Source organism: Bacillus sp. SRI_025 (genome assembly GCF_057592095.1).
Map to the genome: position 1 here is coordinate 347,783 of NZ_JBYEGB010000004.1, position 16,386 is coordinate 364,168.

21 protein-coding genes are annotated in these 16,386 nt (G+C 37.8%); 6 read left to right on the plus strand and 15 right to left on the minus strand.

Annotation, left to right across the window (positions count from 1 at the left end; translation table 11 throughout):
• Window positions 1-144: 144 nt before the first annotated feature.
• Entirely contained in the window at window positions 145-726 is a 582-nt protein-coding gene (locus AC20OE_RS14065; protein ID WP_039178952.1) for an NAD(P)H-dependent oxidoreductase, read from the minus strand.
• A gap of 122 nt (window positions 727-848) precedes the next feature.
• Between AC20OE_RS14065 and AC20OE_RS14070 the strand changes: the two genes are divergently transcribed.
• A complete protein-coding gene (locus tag AC20OE_RS14070) occupies window positions 849-1,190 on the plus strand; it encodes a winged helix-turn-helix transcriptional regulator (RefSeq protein WP_064498515.1) in 342 nt (113 codons plus the stop codon).
• Between the two features lie 343 nt (window positions 1,191-1,533).
• Here AC20OE_RS14070 and AC20OE_RS14075 read toward each other — a convergent pair whose 3' ends face one another.
• The 5 genes from AC20OE_RS14075 to AC20OE_RS14095 all read right to left on the minus strand — a co-directional run bounded on the left by AC20OE_RS14075 (window position 1,534) and on the right by AC20OE_RS14095 (window position 5,778).
• Complete coding sequence (locus AC20OE_RS14075) at window positions 1,534-2,637, minus strand: threonine synthase (protein WP_099663304.1); 1,104 nt, start codon at window positions 2,635-2,637, stop codon at window positions 1,534-1,536.
• 72 nt (window positions 2,638-2,709) lie between these two features.
• Window positions 2,710-3,084, minus strand: coding sequence for a RidA family protein (locus AC20OE_RS14080; RefSeq protein ID WP_041085166.1), 375 nt, complete (start codon window positions 3,082-3,084; stop codon window positions 2,710-2,712).
• The gene (locus tag AC20OE_RS14085) at window positions 3,081-3,746 is read right to left on the minus strand and encodes a helix-turn-helix transcriptional regulator (RefSeq protein WP_099663305.1); all 666 of its coding nucleotides are present in this window, start codon (window positions 3,744-3,746) and stop codon (window positions 3,081-3,083) included. The genes AC20OE_RS14080 and AC20OE_RS14085 overlap by 4 nt, the downstream gene beginning before the upstream one ends.
• 139 nt (window positions 3,747-3,885) lie before the next feature.
• Window positions 3,886-4,566, minus strand: a complete 681-nt coding sequence (locus tag AC20OE_RS14090) for a TetR/AcrR family transcriptional regulator (RefSeq protein WP_212044310.1) — start codon at window positions 4,564-4,566, stop codon at window positions 3,886-3,888.
• 42 nt (window positions 4,567-4,608) lie between these two features.
• A complete protein-coding gene (locus AC20OE_RS14095; RefSeq protein ID WP_487268907.1) occupies window positions 4,609-5,778 on the minus strand; it encodes an FAD-dependent oxidoreductase in 1,170 nt (389 codons plus the stop codon).
• Window positions 5,779-5,988: 210 nt separating this feature from the next.
• Between AC20OE_RS14095 and AC20OE_RS14100 the strand changes: the two genes are divergently transcribed.
• On the plus strand, window positions 5,989-6,177 hold the full coding sequence (locus AC20OE_RS14100; RefSeq protein WP_268464518.1) for a hypothetical protein: 189 nt from the start codon (window positions 5,989-5,991) through the stop codon (window positions 6,175-6,177).
• A gap of 72 nt (window positions 6,178-6,249) precedes the next feature.
• Here the strand turns inward: AC20OE_RS14100 and AC20OE_RS14105 are convergent, their stop codons facing one another.
• The 3 genes from AC20OE_RS14105 to AC20OE_RS14115 all read right to left on the minus strand — a co-directional run bounded on the left by AC20OE_RS14105 (window position 6,250) and on the right by AC20OE_RS14115 (window position 7,780).
• Window positions 6,250-6,597: a DoxX family protein gene (locus AC20OE_RS14105; RefSeq protein WP_326848360.1), complete on the minus strand. Its 348-nt coding sequence runs from the start codon at window positions 6,595-6,597 to the stop codon at window positions 6,250-6,252.
• A gap of 116 nt (window positions 6,598-6,713) precedes the next feature.
• Window positions 6,714-7,139, minus strand: coding sequence for a MarR family winged helix-turn-helix transcriptional regulator (locus AC20OE_RS14110; protein WP_041085171.1), 426 nt, complete (start codon window positions 7,137-7,139; stop codon window positions 6,714-6,716).
• A 68-nt stretch (window positions 7,140-7,207) separates the two neighbouring features.
• Window positions 7,208-7,780 (minus strand): TetR/AcrR family transcriptional regulator, encoded by a 573-nt coding sequence (locus tag AC20OE_RS14115; RefSeq protein ID WP_058838659.1) that lies wholly within the window; start codon window positions 7,778-7,780, stop codon window positions 7,208-7,210.
• Window positions 7,781-7,962: 182 nt separating this feature from the next.
• Here AC20OE_RS14115 and AC20OE_RS14120 point away from each other — a divergent pair, with 182 nt between their 5' ends.
• Window positions 7,963-8,889, plus strand: coding sequence for a DsbA family protein (locus AC20OE_RS14120; RefSeq protein ID WP_268464515.1), 927 nt, complete (start codon window positions 7,963-7,965; stop codon window positions 8,887-8,889).
• Between the two features lie 11 nt (window positions 8,890-8,900).
• Entirely contained in the window at window positions 8,901-9,218 is a 318-nt protein-coding gene (locus AC20OE_RS14125; protein ID WP_099663307.1) for a monooxygenase, read from the plus strand.
• A 48-nt stretch (window positions 9,219-9,266) separates the two neighbouring features.
• Here the strand turns inward: AC20OE_RS14125 and AC20OE_RS14130 are convergent, their stop codons facing one another.
• Complete coding sequence (locus tag AC20OE_RS14130; protein WP_487268908.1) at window positions 9,267-10,214, minus strand: carbon-nitrogen hydrolase family protein; 948 nt, start codon at window positions 10,212-10,214, stop codon at window positions 9,267-9,269.
• A gap of 99 nt (window positions 10,215-10,313) precedes the next feature.
• On the opposite strand from AC20OE_RS14130, the gene AC20OE_RS14135 reads away from it, so the two are divergent.
• Complete coding sequence (locus AC20OE_RS14135; RefSeq protein WP_058838655.1) at window positions 10,314-11,210, plus strand: LysR family transcriptional regulator; 897 nt, start codon at window positions 10,314-10,316, stop codon at window positions 11,208-11,210.
• 333 nt (window positions 11,211-11,543) lie between these two features.
• The gene (locus AC20OE_RS14140; protein ID WP_268503098.1) at window positions 11,544-12,311 is read left to right on the plus strand and encodes a pentapeptide repeat-containing protein; all 768 of its coding nucleotides are present in this window, start codon (window positions 11,544-11,546) and stop codon (window positions 12,309-12,311) included.
• 32 nt (window positions 12,312-12,343) lie between these two features.
• Here AC20OE_RS14140 and AC20OE_RS14145 read toward each other — a convergent pair whose 3' ends face one another.
• From AC20OE_RS14145 to AC20OE_RS14165, 5 genes are all read right to left on the minus strand, one after another.
• Window positions 12,344-12,766, minus strand: coding sequence for a cytidine deaminase (locus AC20OE_RS14145; protein WP_144494765.1), 423 nt, complete (start codon window positions 12,764-12,766; stop codon window positions 12,344-12,346).
• Window positions 12,767-12,901: 135 nt separating this feature from the next.
• A complete protein-coding gene (locus AC20OE_RS14150; protein ID WP_144494763.1) occupies window positions 12,902-13,174 on the minus strand; it encodes a DUF2651 family protein in 273 nt (90 codons plus the stop codon).
• Window positions 13,175-13,392: 218 nt separating this feature from the next.
• Window positions 13,393-14,313, minus strand: coding sequence for an alpha/beta hydrolase fold domain-containing protein (locus AC20OE_RS14155; protein ID WP_487268909.1), 921 nt, complete (start codon window positions 14,311-14,313; stop codon window positions 13,393-13,395).
• A gap of 29 nt (window positions 14,314-14,342) precedes the next feature.
• On the minus strand, window positions 14,343-14,744 hold the full coding sequence (locus tag AC20OE_RS14160; RefSeq protein ID WP_039178999.1) for a MerR family transcriptional regulator: 402 nt from the start codon (window positions 14,742-14,744) through the stop codon (window positions 14,343-14,345).
• 157 nt (window positions 14,745-14,901) lie between these two features.
• Window positions 14,902-16,365: a glycoside hydrolase family 1 protein gene (locus AC20OE_RS14165; protein WP_487268910.1), complete on the minus strand. Its 1,464-nt coding sequence runs from the start codon at window positions 16,363-16,365 to the stop codon at window positions 14,902-14,904.
• Window positions 16,366-16,386 lie beyond the last annotated feature (21 nt).

Genomic DNA, 16,386 nt, shown 5'->3' on the forward strand with positions numbered 1-16,386 from the left:
TTTGTTGTTTAACTTCCTAGAATATATATTATGTAAACTAAGAAATGAGAATACATATTTAATTTTTCACAACCTCTACCACCTTCTCAATAAATTAGATTGGTCGTAAAGGTTGTGCCTTTCCTTATTGGCTGCAACAGTAAATTAAATACTTTGGGATATTTCGTTTAAAAATATTTTTCTCTTTTCATCTGTTGTTAAGTTAACTCTTGAAAAATGAATCCATTGGGTGTCTTCATTTTTAAGTCCCAAGTCAGCAAGAGTTCTGTTAATAAAAACGCTTTGAATCGCATTCCCACCTTCAGATTCTATATAATCCTTATCTGTTGTAGATGTTGAGATCACAGTTGTTTTTTTAATATTTGTCAATAAACCTTTTAAAGCCCCAGTGTTTTTATCTTCTAAGAATGCGAAACCTCTTAACATGACTTTATCAATAAATCCTTTTAAAATTGCAGGTAAATCCCACCACCAGACAGGAAATATAAATATTAATTCAGTTGCCTGACTTAATTTCTTTTGATAATCCTTAACTAATTGATAAGGTGTTTCGCCTTTAATAAAATACTTCAATTCTTCAGCTGAAAAAACGGGATTAAACCCATCTTTATATAAATCGATCACTTGAAATAGTTCTCTCTTTGTTTCTAGATTTTCTGTAATGGATGTCAAAATGGCATGATTATAGCTTCCGTCCCAAGGATGTGCATAGACAATCGTTTTCATTATTCATTCACCCTTTTTTGTTATTTTCATCATATTTTGATGTACATTCATTTTATTGTATGCTATAACGTACTACAAGTACGGTAATTAAAGTGCGATACTAACCTAAAGGAGAGTGTGAAATGACGAAAGAATCCTTTACAGCTAATGTTGACCTAAAAGAAACTGGATTTGGGTATACTTTATCTTTAATTGGTGGGAAATATAAGATGACGGTACTGTATGCCTTATATGCAAACAATGGTCCTATTCGCTATAATCAGTTAAAACGAATGCTCGGGACTATCTCTTTTAAAACATTAACCAATACACTAAAAGAACTTGAAGCGGATCAATTAATTAATCGTAAAGAATATCCTCAAGTGCCTCCAAAAGTAGAATATAGTTTATCGGAAAAGGGATTATCATTGATACCTGTATTAGATGCAATTTGTTATTGGGGAGAAGAACAAATGAAAAAATAGTTAGAAGTTGAGTGAAATTGTACTTTTGGGCAAAAGAGATTGTGCATTCAGGCAAGAAAAAGAGCATCTCTCTTGAGATACTCTTAGAATGATAATGAAACAGCTATTTTTCGACCTCTTCCTATATAAATCCCAATACCTCATTTTGTTCATGCGCTAGTTCCATACCTTCTGCTAGATAGAGAGCGTTCATTTTATCTATGTCATCATCTACTAGCCAATGGCGGATCAGTTGACGCAATCTCGCAGCAACGGTCTGACAAACCTCTGGTGATAAGTAACTATCAGAATCGGATTGTTCCAGCAATGGGATGATGTCATCTTTCAAGTTGTATTCTACGGCTTATTTTGACTTAATCCCTGCCCCGCAAAGAGGTATGACGATGGTTTCTTTTGATTCCTTTTTATATTTCAAGTAGCCGGCAAAATTGACTGCAGATGTCACTTCCACATAAAATCCTTTTTCACTTAGTTTAGAGCGTGCATTCAATATTTCATCTTCTTCAATATCTATAAATGTACCATTGGTATCTTGTACAGCTTGTAGAATTTGTTTGGAGCGCGCCGGGGCAGCAATGGCTATCCCTTCTGCTAAGGTTCCTGTATTCGTAACAGGCGATTCTGATTCCTCCTCGTTTTGATAAGCTTTCACAAGAGGTGCACAGTTTTTCGCTTGTATGGCAATGATTTTCGGTATTTTATGAATCAAACCATTTTCAAATAGCTCTTTAAAGCCATAATACGCTCCTAGAAGGAGAGTGCCGTTTCCAACCGGAATGATTACAGCATCTGGAGCTCCTTTTATTTGTTCATAGATTTCATATGCGTATGTTTTTGTCCCCTCAAAAAAATAAGGATGATACACATGGCTTGCATAAAAAACGTTTTCGTCGTCTACTGCTTTTTGGGCTGCAGCGGCAATGTCCTCGCGTGTACCACGAATTTCTTTAATCGTTGCTCCATGGGCTTTTATTTGAGCGACCTTTTTAGGTGAAGTTTCATCGCTTAAATAGATGTCACATGCAATCTCGCAACGAGCTGCATAAGCGGCAATCGCTGTTCCTGCATTCCCGCTGCTATCCGCAATGACTTTTGATACCCCTAATTCCTTTGCCTTTGTCATTAAAACAGCAGCTCCTCGATCTTTAAAGGAGAGTGTAGGCATCATATAGTCAACTTTTACATAAGTATTTGGCTCATTCGGATCTAAAAGGATTAAAGGAGTTTGACCTTCACCCATTGTTACAGATTCCCAAGTCTTAGAACCCTTTGAAAAGGGCATGGTTTCAACATAACGCCATAATGAGTTTGGATAGTGATTCCAAGCCGCCATATCTATTTTAGGGGTATCTTTCACCAGGTTTAATACGCCGTTACAGTCACATTTCCATAGGGTTGTTGTCATCTCATATTTTTTCCCACAATCGTTACAAATCAATTGATTCATCGATCATCATCCCCTTCGAATAATTTTTTATACGAAATATACTTTTTTATATATCATAGGCAAAAAAATATTCTAAATATAAGAAATAGCATCAATTTCAATTTTGAAACCGAAATGTAATTCATTCGTTGGTACAACAGTACGTGCTGGTTGATGTTCACCGAAAAATTCAGTGTAAACCGCATCTACCTTGTCCCATAGTTCAATATCAGAAATGTATAATGTCATTCGCAAAATCTTTTCTTTTTTACTTCCAGCCGCTTCAACAATCATCTCGACATTTTTAAGCGCTTGTAATGTCTCTTCTTCAATGGGGCCGAATTCTTTTTCTCTCGTTTCAGGATTGATGGCAAATTGTCCTGAAACATAAACGGTGTTTTGATGAATGGTTGCGAATGCATAGTGTCCGTTGGCTTTTAGATTCCCTACCTCAAGGATGCTTTTCATTTCGTTTCTCCTTCATTCGATTTATGTTTGATCTCATCCAAATAGCTATAGACAGTGACTTTAGAAATACCTAACATAGATGCGACCTTCTCAACTGAACCTTTCATTAAAAAAATTCCCTTTTCATCCATGAACCTTATTAATTCAATTTTTTCATGGCGTTTCATGACTGGGTGAACACTGTTTTCAATGATCTGTTGAATCAATTGATCTACGATTTCTTCCACATTTTCAAGATCATCATTTGTTGTTGTTTCATTCTCTTGAACTTCAACTTTTGTAGAAAGAAAAGTATCCATAAATTGCTGCATTTGATTCAATGCTTCAACATCAAAATTGATACAGAATGCACCAATCACCTTTTGCTCGGAATCACGAATTAATGAAGTCGAAGAACGAATGGTACGGTTGTCTTCGGTTTTAAATGTATACCCAGCGAGATAATCTTCTTTAAAATCTTCTGATTGTAAAACAGTCTTTACCAGATGATCAAATGATTGACCGATTTTTCTTCCCGTCACATGATGATTGACTGTAAACATGACAGATGCTTGAGGATTCGTTAAATCATGAATCACGACTTCACAATTTGGTCCAAACATTTTTGCAGTAGATTTTGCTAAAGGAATATAGCTCTGTAATAAATTCTTTATATGTTCCATGCCTAAGCACCTCATTTGTTTATTCCACTAGATTATATAATTTTTTATACGAAAAAACAATATATAGATTTTTTTATACGTTTTGAAAAAGTGGAGAAAATATAAAAAAGCAGCCATTGACTGCTTTTTTTGCTCCTTTCTAATTGATTTTTTGCTGGATCCCAGACAAAATGACTTCAATTCCCCACCTGAACCGTTCCATCGATACGGTATCACCTGCAAACATTTCTTCTTTCAGGCTATTGATGAAAGGAAACCGCGTTTTGTCTGCATCATGAAATGTTTTTTTTGTATCTGAAATCTGCGAAGAGCCGTGTTTCTTCCAAGAGACCTTTTCGTATGCTACGGAAGATACGTATAACAGTAAAAGGTCTACTCCCCATGCAGCGGATGTAGATTTGATTCCGCCTTTATGCAGTGCAGCGAGAAGATGTTCGGTCAACTGTAAAAAGTTCGTTCCTTGCGGGATGGTGGAAAGAGAAATTTCAGCAAGACCAGGCTTTTCGTATAGCAGCAGGAAATAAGTATGCAATATGTCAAATAACTGTTCTTTCCATGTGCCACCCGCTGAATTTGGGTAAACCATTTGGCCGAGACCATAATCTAATACGTAAGCACTTAGTTCTTGAAAATTGTTCACGTAGACATACAAGGATGCAGGTCCTGTATCTAATGCTTTAGCCACTTTACGCATACTCATGCCCTCTAACCCTTGCTCCTTAAGAAGGTCAAAGGCAGTTTTCACAATGAGTTCACGGCTTAAGGGCTCTTTAGCCGGCTGAGACCGACGACTGATAATACGACGATTTGAATTGTTCATACTCTCTTTATAACATGTCAAAGTCAAATAGTAAATTGAGCATCAATCTCCGTTTTCTTGAAAAGAATTCATCATATCTGCAAGCTTGACCGCAGCGTTTTTTGAAAAACACAGTTTTAAACTTTTCTCCGATTCATGAGCTTTCTCCGATGAATATTCGTACATCATGTCTTCGTATTCTTCTATAGCCTTTTCGATATGATGAGGATTTCGGACAATCGCAAGTGCGAGTTCCATTGCATCAAACATCGCCATGTTTACGCCCTCCCCTGCGAATGGCGACATGACATGAGCTGCATCACCGATAAGCGTTACTCCTTTATGGCGGTTCCATTTAAAACCGACAGGAAGCGTATAAATCCGTCTTGGAATGATGGCATCTTCTGCATAACGAATATAATTTTTCAGCTGATCGTCCCAATCATTAAATAACTCTAATAATTGTTCTTTTGCTTCTTTCGCTTGATGAAAAGGAATACCACAAGCCTCAATCCAGTTACGTTCAACCATAAGGCTTGCATACACTTTTATTCGTCCATCCCCGTTTAACTGACCAATCAGTCCTTTGTGGTCTGCTAAAGCAAACATCTTCCCGCGTTTATTAAATGCAGCTAAATCAGGGTGATTCACCTCTACGTTGAGGATATTCAGTTCCAGCATCGTGAGTCCGGCGTATTCAATATCAATATCTGTTAACAGAGGACGCACACGAGAAAAAGCACCATCTGCTCCAATTAAAAGATCAACTGTCTCGACAACTCCGTTTTCAAAATGAAGCTCCGTCATGCCGTTTTCTAGTGAAACGCAACTTTCTAGTTTATAACCATATTTGATGTTTTCAGCATCAATTTGATTTAACAGCAGTTCGCACAAAATACCACGATCAATTTCAGGGCGGGTGCCTTTTTGATCTGGTTCCGTTTCTTCATCTAAATAAATTTTTCCTGACTTATCAAGTAATCGGAAATCTTCTCCTTCATAGCGTGCGTTCCTTTGAAATTCCTCATAAATTCCCGCTTCTTTTAAAGCTTTTTGGCCTGTTTCTTCGTGAATATCCAGTGAGCCCCCTCTTTCTAGACTCTTGTCATGCATCTCTCGTTCATAGATGGTTGTTTGTATACCGTAATTTTGCAGTATTAAGGCGAGCGTTAATCCCCCAGGTCCTCCTCCAATGATAGCGATTTGCTTTTGATCCTTAGATAATGCCGTCATCGTATGCATCTCCTCTTCTTTATGAAAATTGTTTAAAGCCACATCTCATTTATATTATAACGAACACCGTTCGTTAAGAACAGTGTTCGTTTAAAAAAGTTTATTTTACGAGTGCTTTAATGAAAAGAAAGCAATCGCCCGTCACCATATGATACACTCCAAATATGATTTTTTTCGATTGTTTTCATTTTGAGTGTAAGAGGTGTTTCTATGTATAAATTACTAGCAATGTTGATATTAGGATTGAGCTTTAGTGGTGCCGCTCTCATTCTTTCTGTCCCTTTGTTATTCAAGTCCAAACTAGAACAAGCTGAGCTCGTGTTTACTGCTGGATCAGCGGGCGCTTTTGCAGTATTTGCTGTCTCATGCTTAGTTCTTCGAAAACAATTCAATCGCTAAAAAACCTAAACATCATCCACCATTAGAATAGTGGAGATTTGTTTAGGTTTTGTGACTTACCTTGATATGAACTTAAAGAATGTGGTACAAGCTGATCCAAATACTAAGAGCGAATAACACAAGTGCCGGGATTGCTTTTTTAAAGGGATCTTTGGCCAATACGATCAGAGTAAATGCAGCTGCCAGCATCGTGCCTCCTAACAATAAGCCTGATAATATTGCGATTGTTGGCATCCATATGCCGATCAGCATTCCAGCTGCGCCTATGAGCTCAAAGGCTCCGGTTAAAACATTAAAAAAAGCAGGTAAACCAAATCGTTTGAACTCTTCTGCCATTTTCCCTGATATAATTTTCGATCCTGTTACAAAAAAGAAAGCGGCCATTATCATTTGCAGAATAAGTATGAAAATCGTGATCACATCTTTCTAAGTTATTTGACTGAAACAATCCGTCCAAATTGACAAAATTTCAGCTGATACAATTTATATGTCATAGCATATATCGGACATAAACAGTTCGTTACAGATTAGACATTTCAAGATTCATAGTGTGAATGAAATAATTTGTTTAGAAGTAATTTTAATTGTTGAATCTCTTCATCGTTTAATTGCTTTGTCACCGTTTGATGTGCATCCATGACGACAGGAAGAATGGCCTTTTTGACCTCGTCCCCTTTTTCCGTTAAAAGCAGATGATGTGAGCGCCGGTCTTGTTCATTATAGATCTTTTTGACAAGCCCTTTTCGTTCCATAGACTGGATCATTCTGACGACAGTGGTTTGATTTTTATCAATTCCTTCTGCCAATTCTTTTTGAGTTGTCCCCTTTTCACTACTCAGGATGCTAATAATACTCCATTGTTCAGGCGTGACGCCATAAGGCTTTAACCTGTTCGTAAAATAATTTGTCATTTTGAGATCGGTACGATGAACGAGATAACCTATTAAATCTTGTAAATCCATGTAAACACCCTCTATGAAATTTATATGCTATAGCATTTATATTAGTGGAGCCTTTGAAAATTGTCAAATCATCCATCTGCTTGCTTAAAATCAATCCCTGACAAGATATATGGCACTGCTGATTTGATAAACTCCTCTGAGGATAAGTGCGAACTATTTTTTCTCCACTCAACAGAAGCTCCGTGAATTCCCCAACTTAAAAAAACAGCTGTGACCTTCAGAATTTGCTTTTCGACATTTGTATATTGATTGATTAACAATTGATAAAAAATAATTTCAAGCTGCTCCCTCACAATAGGAGCAAGTTCAGTTTCATATTCTACTTGGCAGCGGTTATGTAGAGATTGTTGGAAATTCGTTAGTGCTTTAAAAATATTGATAATCGTATCTTCATCTAGTTTACGATGATTGAAATTTATACTTTCTAAATTAATCGATAATACTTCTGATAGTGTTTTATCCAGCAAATCGTATTTATCCTCAAAATGATAATAAAACGTCGCGCGGTTGATCATGGCTTCTGCCGTGACATCTTTGATCGTAATATCCTTAAATTCCTTTTTCGATGAAAGTTTAATAAATGACTCCATGATTAACTTACGCGTTCTTAGGACCCGAGGGTCTGTCTTTGGCTGTGGCATCTTATCCCTCCTCCTTTTTCAACACATCTATCAATCTGTTGGATAAACAACAAATTGAAGAAATTATTGGTGTTGGTCTCACTCATTGTGTCTTAAGATTTAATTGTAAAGTAAATCATTGCTTGATTCAAACAAACTGATAGGCAATAGCGTTCCTACAAAATTTGAGGAGGAAAATGAAATTGAAAAACAATGAGATGTTTTGTGATATAGAAACAGGTGTATGTGGTGTAGGTGAAGAAGAGGATATTCAGGTCATTGATTTTCAGCAACCTAAAAAAACAATAACGCTCTATTATGTAACAGATCCGATTTGTTCGCATTGCTGGGCAATTGAACCTGTGCTGCGTCGATTTAAAGAGCAATATGGACATTATTTTCATTTCCAGACTGTGTTGGGTGGACTGTTAGAGAAATGGCATGGCGGTCCAATTGATCCTGCAAACGGAATTTACAAACCTGCTGATGTGGCTGGTCACTGGAGAGAGGTTGGAGAACATTCCCGCATGCCAATTGATGGGTCCTTAATGATTGACAATCCTGTTCAATCTTCCTACCCGCCCTCTCGCGTGTTCAAAGTGATTCAAAAACATCATGATGATGCACTAGCCTATACTTTTTTACGCCGTGCGAGAGAAGCGCTATTTGCATTCAATCAAAATATATCGGATATCACGGTGTTAATTGACATCGTCAACGATCTTGGACTTAACGGAGATGTGATTGTCCATGAAGCGGAGCTGCCAAGCGGCCAGGAATTATTAAATCAAGATTTTACGCTAGTTCGAGACCTTGGTGCTAGAGGTTTCCCAACGATCATCTTCGTCAACGAAGAAAATAAAGGAGTCAAAATCACAGGTGGCCGCTCATTTGAAGTCTATGTTGAAGGATTAAAGCAAGCTTTAAACACTGAAGAACTTGAACCGAAAAAACGCCCAGCTGTTTCTACCCTGCTCGAAAAAGAAAAACTTCTATTTTCTAAAGAAATTGAAGTAATGTACGATGTTGACCAATCAGATGTACGGTCTTTTATAAAGAAAGAACTTCCGCAGCAGCAGTATCAAATGAAAGAAGTGATGGGAGAACGGTATTTTACAACTTCAACATAAGGAGAATGACGATGGCACATTTATTACAGGTGGATTTTAAGATGAAAGGCCCTTTCGGTGATGAAATGGCAAAAGAGTTTGCTGATTTAGCGAAAAGTATAAATGAGGAAGACGGATTCATATGGAAAATATGGACGGAAAATCCGGAGAAGAATGAGGCTGGCGGAATCTACTTATTCGAAACAAAAGAAGCAGCTGAAAACTATCTTGAGATGCATTCTAAAAGAATCACTAGCTTTGGAATAACAGACATCAACGCTAAAATCTTTAACATAAATGCTCCTCTTACTCATATCACAAAAGGTCCATTAAAAACTCATCAAGGTTGACACACGAAAAAAAGAGCGGCTGATGGCTGCTCTTTTTTTCGTGTGATTTCATCGATTCATCCACTTTACATTTTCTTTTTTCTCTTCATTGACGACAAGTTGGAAGATATCAGGTCTTGAATAATGCCCCACTACATCGAAGTCGAATTGACTAGAAGAAATATCACGCAAATCAAGATCTGCCAGCAGTATCTCTTCCTGACCATAGACAGGTTCTTTTATATATTCGCCTAAAGGACCGACTATTGCACTCCCCCCTCGGCACATCTCATCAGGAGAAGATGCTAATTCATCATAGCAGGCTAAATCTTTAGGATACATCTCTTTATTCACATATTGATTACAAGATAGAACGAAGCATCGGCCTTCTGCGGCAATATGGCGAATCGTAGATTGCCATAGTTCCCTGGAATCTGCCGTAGGGGCTATATAGATTTGGACGCCTTTTGCATACATCGCTGCCCTAGCTAATGGCATATAGTTTTCCCAGCAAATTAAAGCGCCTATTTTACCATACGGTGTATCGAAAACCGGCAGTGTGCTGCCATCCCCCTCTCCCCATATGAGTCGTTCGGAACCTGTCGGCTTTAGTTTACGGTGCTTTCCAAGTAAGGTTCCATCTGGTCCGAAAAACAATACGGAACAATATAAAGTCCCACGACTTGATTCGTCATCTCTTTCAATGACACCGATGACGAGGTAGACACCAGCTTTGCGGGCTGCTTCTCTTAATCTGTCAGTTGTTCTACTTGGAACTGGAACTGAATTTTCTAAGTAACGAAGCCAGTCCTTTCTTCCTTCTGGAGAACGGCTTCCTACTGTGGCGCCAAAAGCTAGTCCTCTAGGATAGGCAGGTATAAAAGCTTCAGGAAATACAACAATATTGGCTCCTTTTTCTCCGGCCTCAAGTGTTAACGAAATGGCTTTTTCAGTACATGCTTCTCTATCCATAATGACAGAAGCAGCTTGCACAACAGCAACTCTACATGTTGACATCTTACCCCCTCCTTATTCTCAGTGTAAAAATAAACGTTTATCATGTACAATATATCATCATCATAATAAGTATGCCTTATTGGAATAATGGAGGGTAAAATGAACATACGGGACTTTGAAATATTTAAAACGATTGCGGATTGTGGAAGTTTTTCAAGAGCAAGTGAAAAGCTTTTTATCGCCCAGCCTTCCCTCTCTAAAACCATTCAAAAATTAGAGAAAAAACTGGGTGTCATCCTTTTCGATCGGTCAAATCGAATTTTCAAGTTAACGGATGAAGGAGAGCTTGTATATGAAAAAGCGATTGCGGTACTGCAGCAAATGAATGAATTGCAAATGGAGCTGGGTGATACCGACACGCATATTCGCGGCCATTTAAAGATCGGTCTGCCGCAAATAATTGGTACCTTTTTCTTTTCGAAAGTGGCAAAAGCTTTTACTCAAAAGCATCCAGATGTGACGCTCGAAATGATTGAGGAGGGCGGCTTACATGTAGAAAAACTCGTTGAGAAAGGCGAAGTAGATGCGGCCTTTATTGTCATACCTGCCCAAAGTCATGAATTAGAAGAACAACTCATTTTTGAAGCGCCGTTTGTGGCTTGTTTACCAAAAAATCACGCTTTAAAAGATGAACAACAGCTCTCGCTTGAACAGCTTAAAGAGGATAAATGGATATTGTTTGATTCTTCATTTGCGTTAAGTCAAGTGATTTTAGAAAGCTGCCGTAAGGAACATTTTGTTCCCGATGTCGCTTACAGCACAACACAATGGGATTTGCTTTTGACATTAGTTCGTGATGAATTAGGAGTTGCGATCATTCCAAGTCCTTTAACGGACATGTATAAAGAGGACATTTGTGTAAAACCAATTAGCAGTCAATATATTCCCTGGAAAATTGGCATTGTCGTGAAGAAAGGTCGATATAAAACACGTGCTTTGAAGGCTTTTTTAAAAATCGTCACGGATATATACCATGGAGAAACAAAAAAAGCCTAATTCTCAAGGCTTTTTTCATTTTAGATCACTTTCTGCTCGTTTTCTTAATTAAGTCCACGCCATCGTATGATAGACTTTCTGTGTGCGTCCGGCAGTATAGCCGCCGATTGGTTCTGGGAATGCGTCATATCTTTTCATTCTTTTGTCCCCCTTATGATTTAAAGTGAGTGTGAAAGACCATTGCAAGATAAGGGCTCTCAAAATGATGACCGCTCTCTTTATGTTTCGAGCTTTATGATATAATAACTTGTCAATGCCAGCCGTTTAGTGAAACAGAAATGAACTTTTGGAAGGTATTCATCCTGGTTAAAGATTAAAAGATAGGTGATCACAATGAGAAGGCTTGAGTCTGGTATGTCAGTAGACAATGAAATATTTTCTGATATTGTCAGGTATGAACACGAAACGATAAGCGGATCGACGATTAGCAACTCGAATGTTCATTCGCCTATATTTTGGAGCTGTCAGCTGCGTCATCTTGTATTTAATACGTGTGATCTGACGAATGCGAGATTTTTTGCAGGTAGTACGATTGAGCATTGTACTTTTATTCGTTCCGATTTGCGCTCTGTTGGGATTGCTAAAGGCGAGGCTGTTTTTACGAATTGCGAATTTTCCTCCTGTGATATGAGAGGAATGACATTGGAGAATGCTGTGTTTATCAACTGTACATTTTATCAATGTAGGTTTAATGACCGCATTTTACAAGCAGCGAATATTGTTCATTGCACTTTTACAGGTAAGCTAGTGGATATAACGTTTGAGGGAAATGGTAAACAAAAGCTGATCGCCAACTTTGAAAACTGCATTCTTGACGGTGTTCGCTTTACAGGCTGTGACCTGTCGCAATGTATTCCGCCAGCTTCCAAAAACCATCTATATGTTGAAAAGGTCTCCGCGCGTGTCAAACAGGCATTGCTGAAGATAAATCATGACCCTCACCTTTCTGACGAGGATCGGAAAGTACTAGTACGCAGCATGCGCAAGCTTGAGCATATGGAACAATATATTTTTAACACGGCGCATATGGAGAAAATACATGGGGCTGATTATGTGGAGCGATTTTTCAGTTATCTGGAATGTAACGAAGAGAACGCTTGATGTCCCTCTTCCTGCTAAGTTTAGGTCGTACATCAACTTCGAGTATATTTGAGTGGAATCAGTTCCCCTATTTTCACTTTGACTAGTTCGCCATCTATTTCTAAGATGACAAAACATTCTGGTTCGAAATCTGAAATAAGCTCTCTACAGATGCCGCAAGGGCTTACGACCCTCAATCTTCTATCGTCTTCATCTGAATATGGATGCCGAACGGCAACAATTGTATCAAAATCTTTATAGCCATTCGATAAAGCACTGCCAATTGCAATGGCTTCTGCACAAACCGTTACCCGTCCGATATACGCTTCTATATGGACAGCCGAGATCATTTCTCCTGTTTTCATGCGGATAGCGGCTCCTACATGGTGTTTATCCTCTTCATAAAGGCTCGTAATCTTCTTTTTTGCTTCGTCTATTAACTCTACATCTTTTGAAGTAAGATTAAATGTGTGCATGGTGTCCCCTTCCCCCCTTCTATGCTCGTTTTGAATATACTGATCTATTATACCAAACTCAGATAATGAGCGTTTCTTGAAGATGAGTTGAATGGAACCAAAAAAAGCTGATTTTTGTGAATATCAGCTTTTTCGTTATGCTCTTTTATAGCGGCCATACATATAGCGAATGATTTTTGTGATGACAGAGGTACACATGCATAAAAAGGTCATCAACACGACCCAATACATATTTGACATGTCAAACCCAGTATAGGCAAATATGAAAATAGTGGAGATGGCAAATGTGATGATAAGAACGATATAAACTCGCTTAAAGATGCAGTAGCCAACAATCCCCCAAATCAAAGATAACAAAGGCAATGTAAATAAGATCAGCGCCATAGGATGAAGAAAGAAAACACTCATCATGTCACTCTCCTTTATGAACCGGTAAAGAACCGAATATGTATCATATTAATAGGAAATCCGCGCGTTGTAAACAAAAAATGGAATTTAAGGAATTTTTAATCTGAGGTAAATTGACAATCTAAATGTATTCATGTTGAATGGAAAAAGACTGCTTTCAATAAGCAGCCTATTTTTTCGAATATTTAAGTCAGAGCATTTTGATGTGTGAAAAAGACCTAACTATTTATCACCTGAATGATTTTTTCCTGAGCATCTTGTGCCTCAGGGATTGGCATGACGACAAACACATGCAGCATTTCTGGGTAAACAAAGGTTTTCATGTTAATTCCTTGTTCTGTTAGCTTTTCATCCAGCTTTAGTGCATCTGGATATAAAATATCATGTGTTCCAATAAAATGAGTGATCTTCCCAAGACCATGAAAGTCCCCGTGAATTGGACTGATTAATGGGTCAGTTACCTTTTTATCTGCTGCCCACATTTTTGTAATGACATCTATTCCTTCTGGCGCTAGAATGGGATCTTTATCGGCATATTCAGATATAAGAGGATTGCTTAAACTCATATCAACACATGCAGATAATAAAATAATATCCTTCGGCTGCGGCAGACTTTCCATCTTTAAGAGATGCGCCAGGCCAAGTGAGATATTTCCGCCCGCTGAATCTCCCATAATTGTTAATTGATCGGTACTCTCAACCGTCTTTAGTATTTCTTTATATAGATATAAGATTTTCGGATAAGTATCTTGGTAGCTATAATGAGGTAATTTAGGATATATAGGAGCGACCACTTTGGCATTAAGGGATTGAGCCATTTTATCCATGTACCACCAATGGAAATTAAGAGGCTGGTTTACCCAAGCGCCACCATGTATATAGAGAATCACCTTTTGCTTTTTCGACATTTGGTCGTTCAATGTGAAAACCTGCATTCCTTCGAAAATTTGCTCCTTTATTTCACTCACTAATTTTACATCGTCTCCGATTGCATAAGGCTTCATATTTTCTATTTGAGATAGAAAGTTTTTGGTTTTTTCGACACTAGCAAAACTCTCTTTATTACTTTGGGACGTGAATAATGTTTCAAATTGAATACTTTCTTCAGAACGTTCTCCGTTAAAAATTTCGACACTCATTGTATTTTCTCTCCTTTAAGCAGATATGTTTATTCGTCATCCTCATTCATCACACGAAATGATTTGAGATACACTTGTACTTCTTTCTCAGGAGTCTTTAATAAATTAGATAAAAGGTCTTGAATGAGGCGCAGGCTTTTAATTTTCTTTTCAATTTCTTCATGTTTATGTTTTACGATTCTTTTTAAAGTATCAAGTTCTATGTCTTGACTCAGCATTTCCAATATTTCTTTTATTTCCTTTAGTGAATAACCTAATGATTTGGCATCTTTGATCAATTGAATTTTCACAATGTAATCTTCTGTGTATAGTCTATAACCGTTCGATCGGCGTCTCGGGACAGGTAAAATGTTGTGTTCTTCATAGTAACGAATTGCGGCAGGGCTTATTCCAGTTTGTTTGGCAAGTTCACCTCTAGTCATCAACTCCATTGTTACTCCTTTTTCGTGATTTTGTCTTACTATAATTACATTATAAAGGTTGAACTATACTTCAAGGTCAAGAGATGTTTTCGTGAAAAATAAAACACCATCGCATGCAGCCGGTTAAGGCGCCCTGAGATGGTGTTTTTCATTATTCAATCTGCTTTTATAGGTCTTCTCCATTTGATGCAATTACATTTTTGTACCAGAAAAATGAATCTTTACGGTAACGATTCAGTGTCCCATTTCCTAGGTCGTCTTGATCCACATAGATCAAACCATAGCGTTTAGTCATTTGAGATGTTCCGCAGCTGATTAAGTCAATACAGCCCCAAGGTGTATATCCCATTAAGTCAACACCTTCTTTTACTGCTTCTTTCATCTGTTCAATATGTTTTTTCAAATAATCAATTCGATAATCATCGTGGATTTTTCCATCTTGTGTCAATGTATCTCTTGCGCCAAGTCCATTTTCACAAACAAATAAAGGCTTTTGGTATCTGTCATACAGTTTAATTAATGAAATGCGCAGACCCATTGGATCGATCGGCCAATCCCATTGTGATAATTCCAAGTGTTCATTTTTAATTGGACTGTCAAACGTACCCGCTAGCTCAGCGGCATCTTCACGCGCTTCTGCTACGTGTGACATATAGTAGCTGATTGCAACAAAATCAACAGTGCCCTCTTTCAAAATTTGTTCATCCTGCTCTTCAATATCCAGCTTAATTTGATTATCTGCAAAATATTTCACCATGTATGTTGGATATTCGCCTCTAGCTTGAACATCAGGATAGAACATATTCAATTGATTCGATTTAACTGCCTGCAGCTGATCCTCTGGTTTTGTTGTTTTTGCATAGGCTTCGATTTGGTTAATCATACAGCCAATTTGGACATCTGGAATGATTTCCTTCGCTGCCTTCACTGCTAATGCACTTGCCACAAATTGATGGTGAGATGCTTGGTAAGCAGCCTGTAATTTATGGTCTACTAAATCCTCTAAAATGCCAGCACCTGTATAAAGACTATTGAGGTTCATATTCATTTCATTAAATGTAATCCAATATTTCACTTTGTTTTTATATCTTTCTAAAATCGCACGTGCGTATTTTTCGAACAATGGGACAAGTTCTCTACTCATCCATCCATTATATTTCTCTGTTAAAGTAATCGGCATTTCATAATGAGACATCGTTACTAGCGGTTCAATTCCATATTTCGCACATTCATCAAATACTTTATCGTAAAAAGCCAATCCTTCTTCGTTCGGCTTGTCCTCTAAACCTGTTGGAAAGATTCTTGCCCATGAGATGGACAAACGAAAGACTTTAAATCCCATTTCTGCAAACAGTGCGATATCTTCTTCATAACGATGATAAAAATCAATTCCGCGTCTTTTTGGGAAATCAAATGCATCAGGATTTTCCTTGTATTTGTTTAGTTCAGCTGAACTAACATCGAATGTAAAGTTGTTTACTTTTCCTTGTGCATAGGGATCTTTATATGCCGCGTAGTCTGAAGTTGACAGCCCTTTCCCGCCTTCTAAATATGCGCCCTCTATTTGATTGGCAGCTGTTGCGCCACCCCATAGGAAATTATCTGAAAAACCTTTTTTTAATTCTTTCATTTCAATCATCCCTTCTATTTA

Excerpts from the sequence above, each read along its gene's own strand:
- AC20OE_RS14065 (WP_039178952.1), bottom strand. The coding sequence starts at position 726 with ATGAAAACGATTGTCTATGCACATCCTTGGGACGGAAGCTATAATCAT.
- AC20OE_RS14070 (WP_064498515.1), top strand. The coding sequence starts at position 849 with ATGACGAAAGAATCCTTTACAGCTAATGTTGACCTAAAAGAAACTGGA.
- AC20OE_RS14075 (WP_099663304.1), bottom strand. The coding sequence starts at position 2,637 with ATGAATCAATTGATTTGTAACGATTGTGGGAAAAAATATGAGATGACA.
- AC20OE_RS14080 (WP_041085166.1), bottom strand. The coding sequence starts at position 3,084 with ATGAAAAGCATCCTTGAGGTAGGGAATCTAAAAGCCAACGGACACTAT.
- AC20OE_RS14085 (WP_099663305.1), bottom strand. The coding sequence starts at position 3,746 with ATGGAACATATAAAGAATTTATTACAGAGCTATATTCCTTTAGCAAAA.
- AC20OE_RS14090 (WP_212044310.1), bottom strand. The coding sequence starts at position 4,566 with ATGAACAATTCAAATCGTCGTATTATCAGTCGTCGGTCTCAGCCGGCT.
- AC20OE_RS14095 (WP_487268907.1), bottom strand. The coding sequence starts at position 5,778 with ATGACGGCATTATCTAAGGATCAAAAGCAAATCGCTATCATTGGAGGA.
- AC20OE_RS14100 (WP_268464518.1), top strand. The coding sequence starts at position 5,989 with ATGTATAAATTACTAGCAATGTTGATATTAGGATTGAGCTTTAGTGGT.
- AC20OE_RS14110 (WP_041085171.1), bottom strand. The coding sequence starts at position 7,139 with ATGGATTTACAAGATTTAATAGGTTATCTCGTTCATCGTACCGATCTC.
- AC20OE_RS14115 (WP_058838659.1), bottom strand. The coding sequence starts at position 7,780 with ATGCCACAGCCAAAGACAGACCCTCGGGTCCTAAGAACGCGTAAGTTA.
- AC20OE_RS14125 (WP_099663307.1), top strand. The coding sequence starts at position 8,901 with ATGGCACATTTATTACAGGTGGATTTTAAGATGAAAGGCCCTTTCGGT.
- AC20OE_RS14130 (WP_487268908.1), bottom strand. The coding sequence starts at position 10,214 with ATGTCAACATGTAGAGTTGCTGTTGTGCAAGCTGCTTCTGTCATTATG.
- AC20OE_RS14135 (WP_058838655.1), top strand. The coding sequence starts at position 10,314 with ATGAACATACGGGACTTTGAAATATTTAAAACGATTGCGGATTGTGGA.
- AC20OE_RS14140 (WP_268503098.1), top strand. The coding sequence starts at position 11,544 with ATGAGAAGGCTTGAGTCTGGTATGTCAGTAGACAATGAAATATTTTCT.
- AC20OE_RS14145 (WP_144494765.1), bottom strand. The coding sequence starts at position 12,766 with ATGCACACATTTAATCTTACTTCAAAAGATGTAGAGTTAATAGACGAA.
- AC20OE_RS14150 (WP_144494763.1), bottom strand. The coding sequence starts at position 13,174 with ATGAGTGTTTTCTTTCTTCATCCTATGGCGCTGATCTTATTTACATTG.
- AC20OE_RS14155 (WP_487268909.1), bottom strand. The coding sequence starts at position 14,313 with ATGAGTGTCGAAATTTTTAACGGAGAACGTTCTGAAGAAAGTATTCAA.
- AC20OE_RS14160 (WP_039178999.1), bottom strand. The coding sequence starts at position 14,744 with ATGGAGTTGATGACTAGAGGTGAACTTGCCAAACAAACTGGAATAAGC.
- AC20OE_RS14165 (WP_487268910.1), bottom strand. The coding sequence starts at position 16,365 with ATGAAAGAATTAAAAAAAGGTTTTTCAGATAATTTCCTATGGGGTGGC.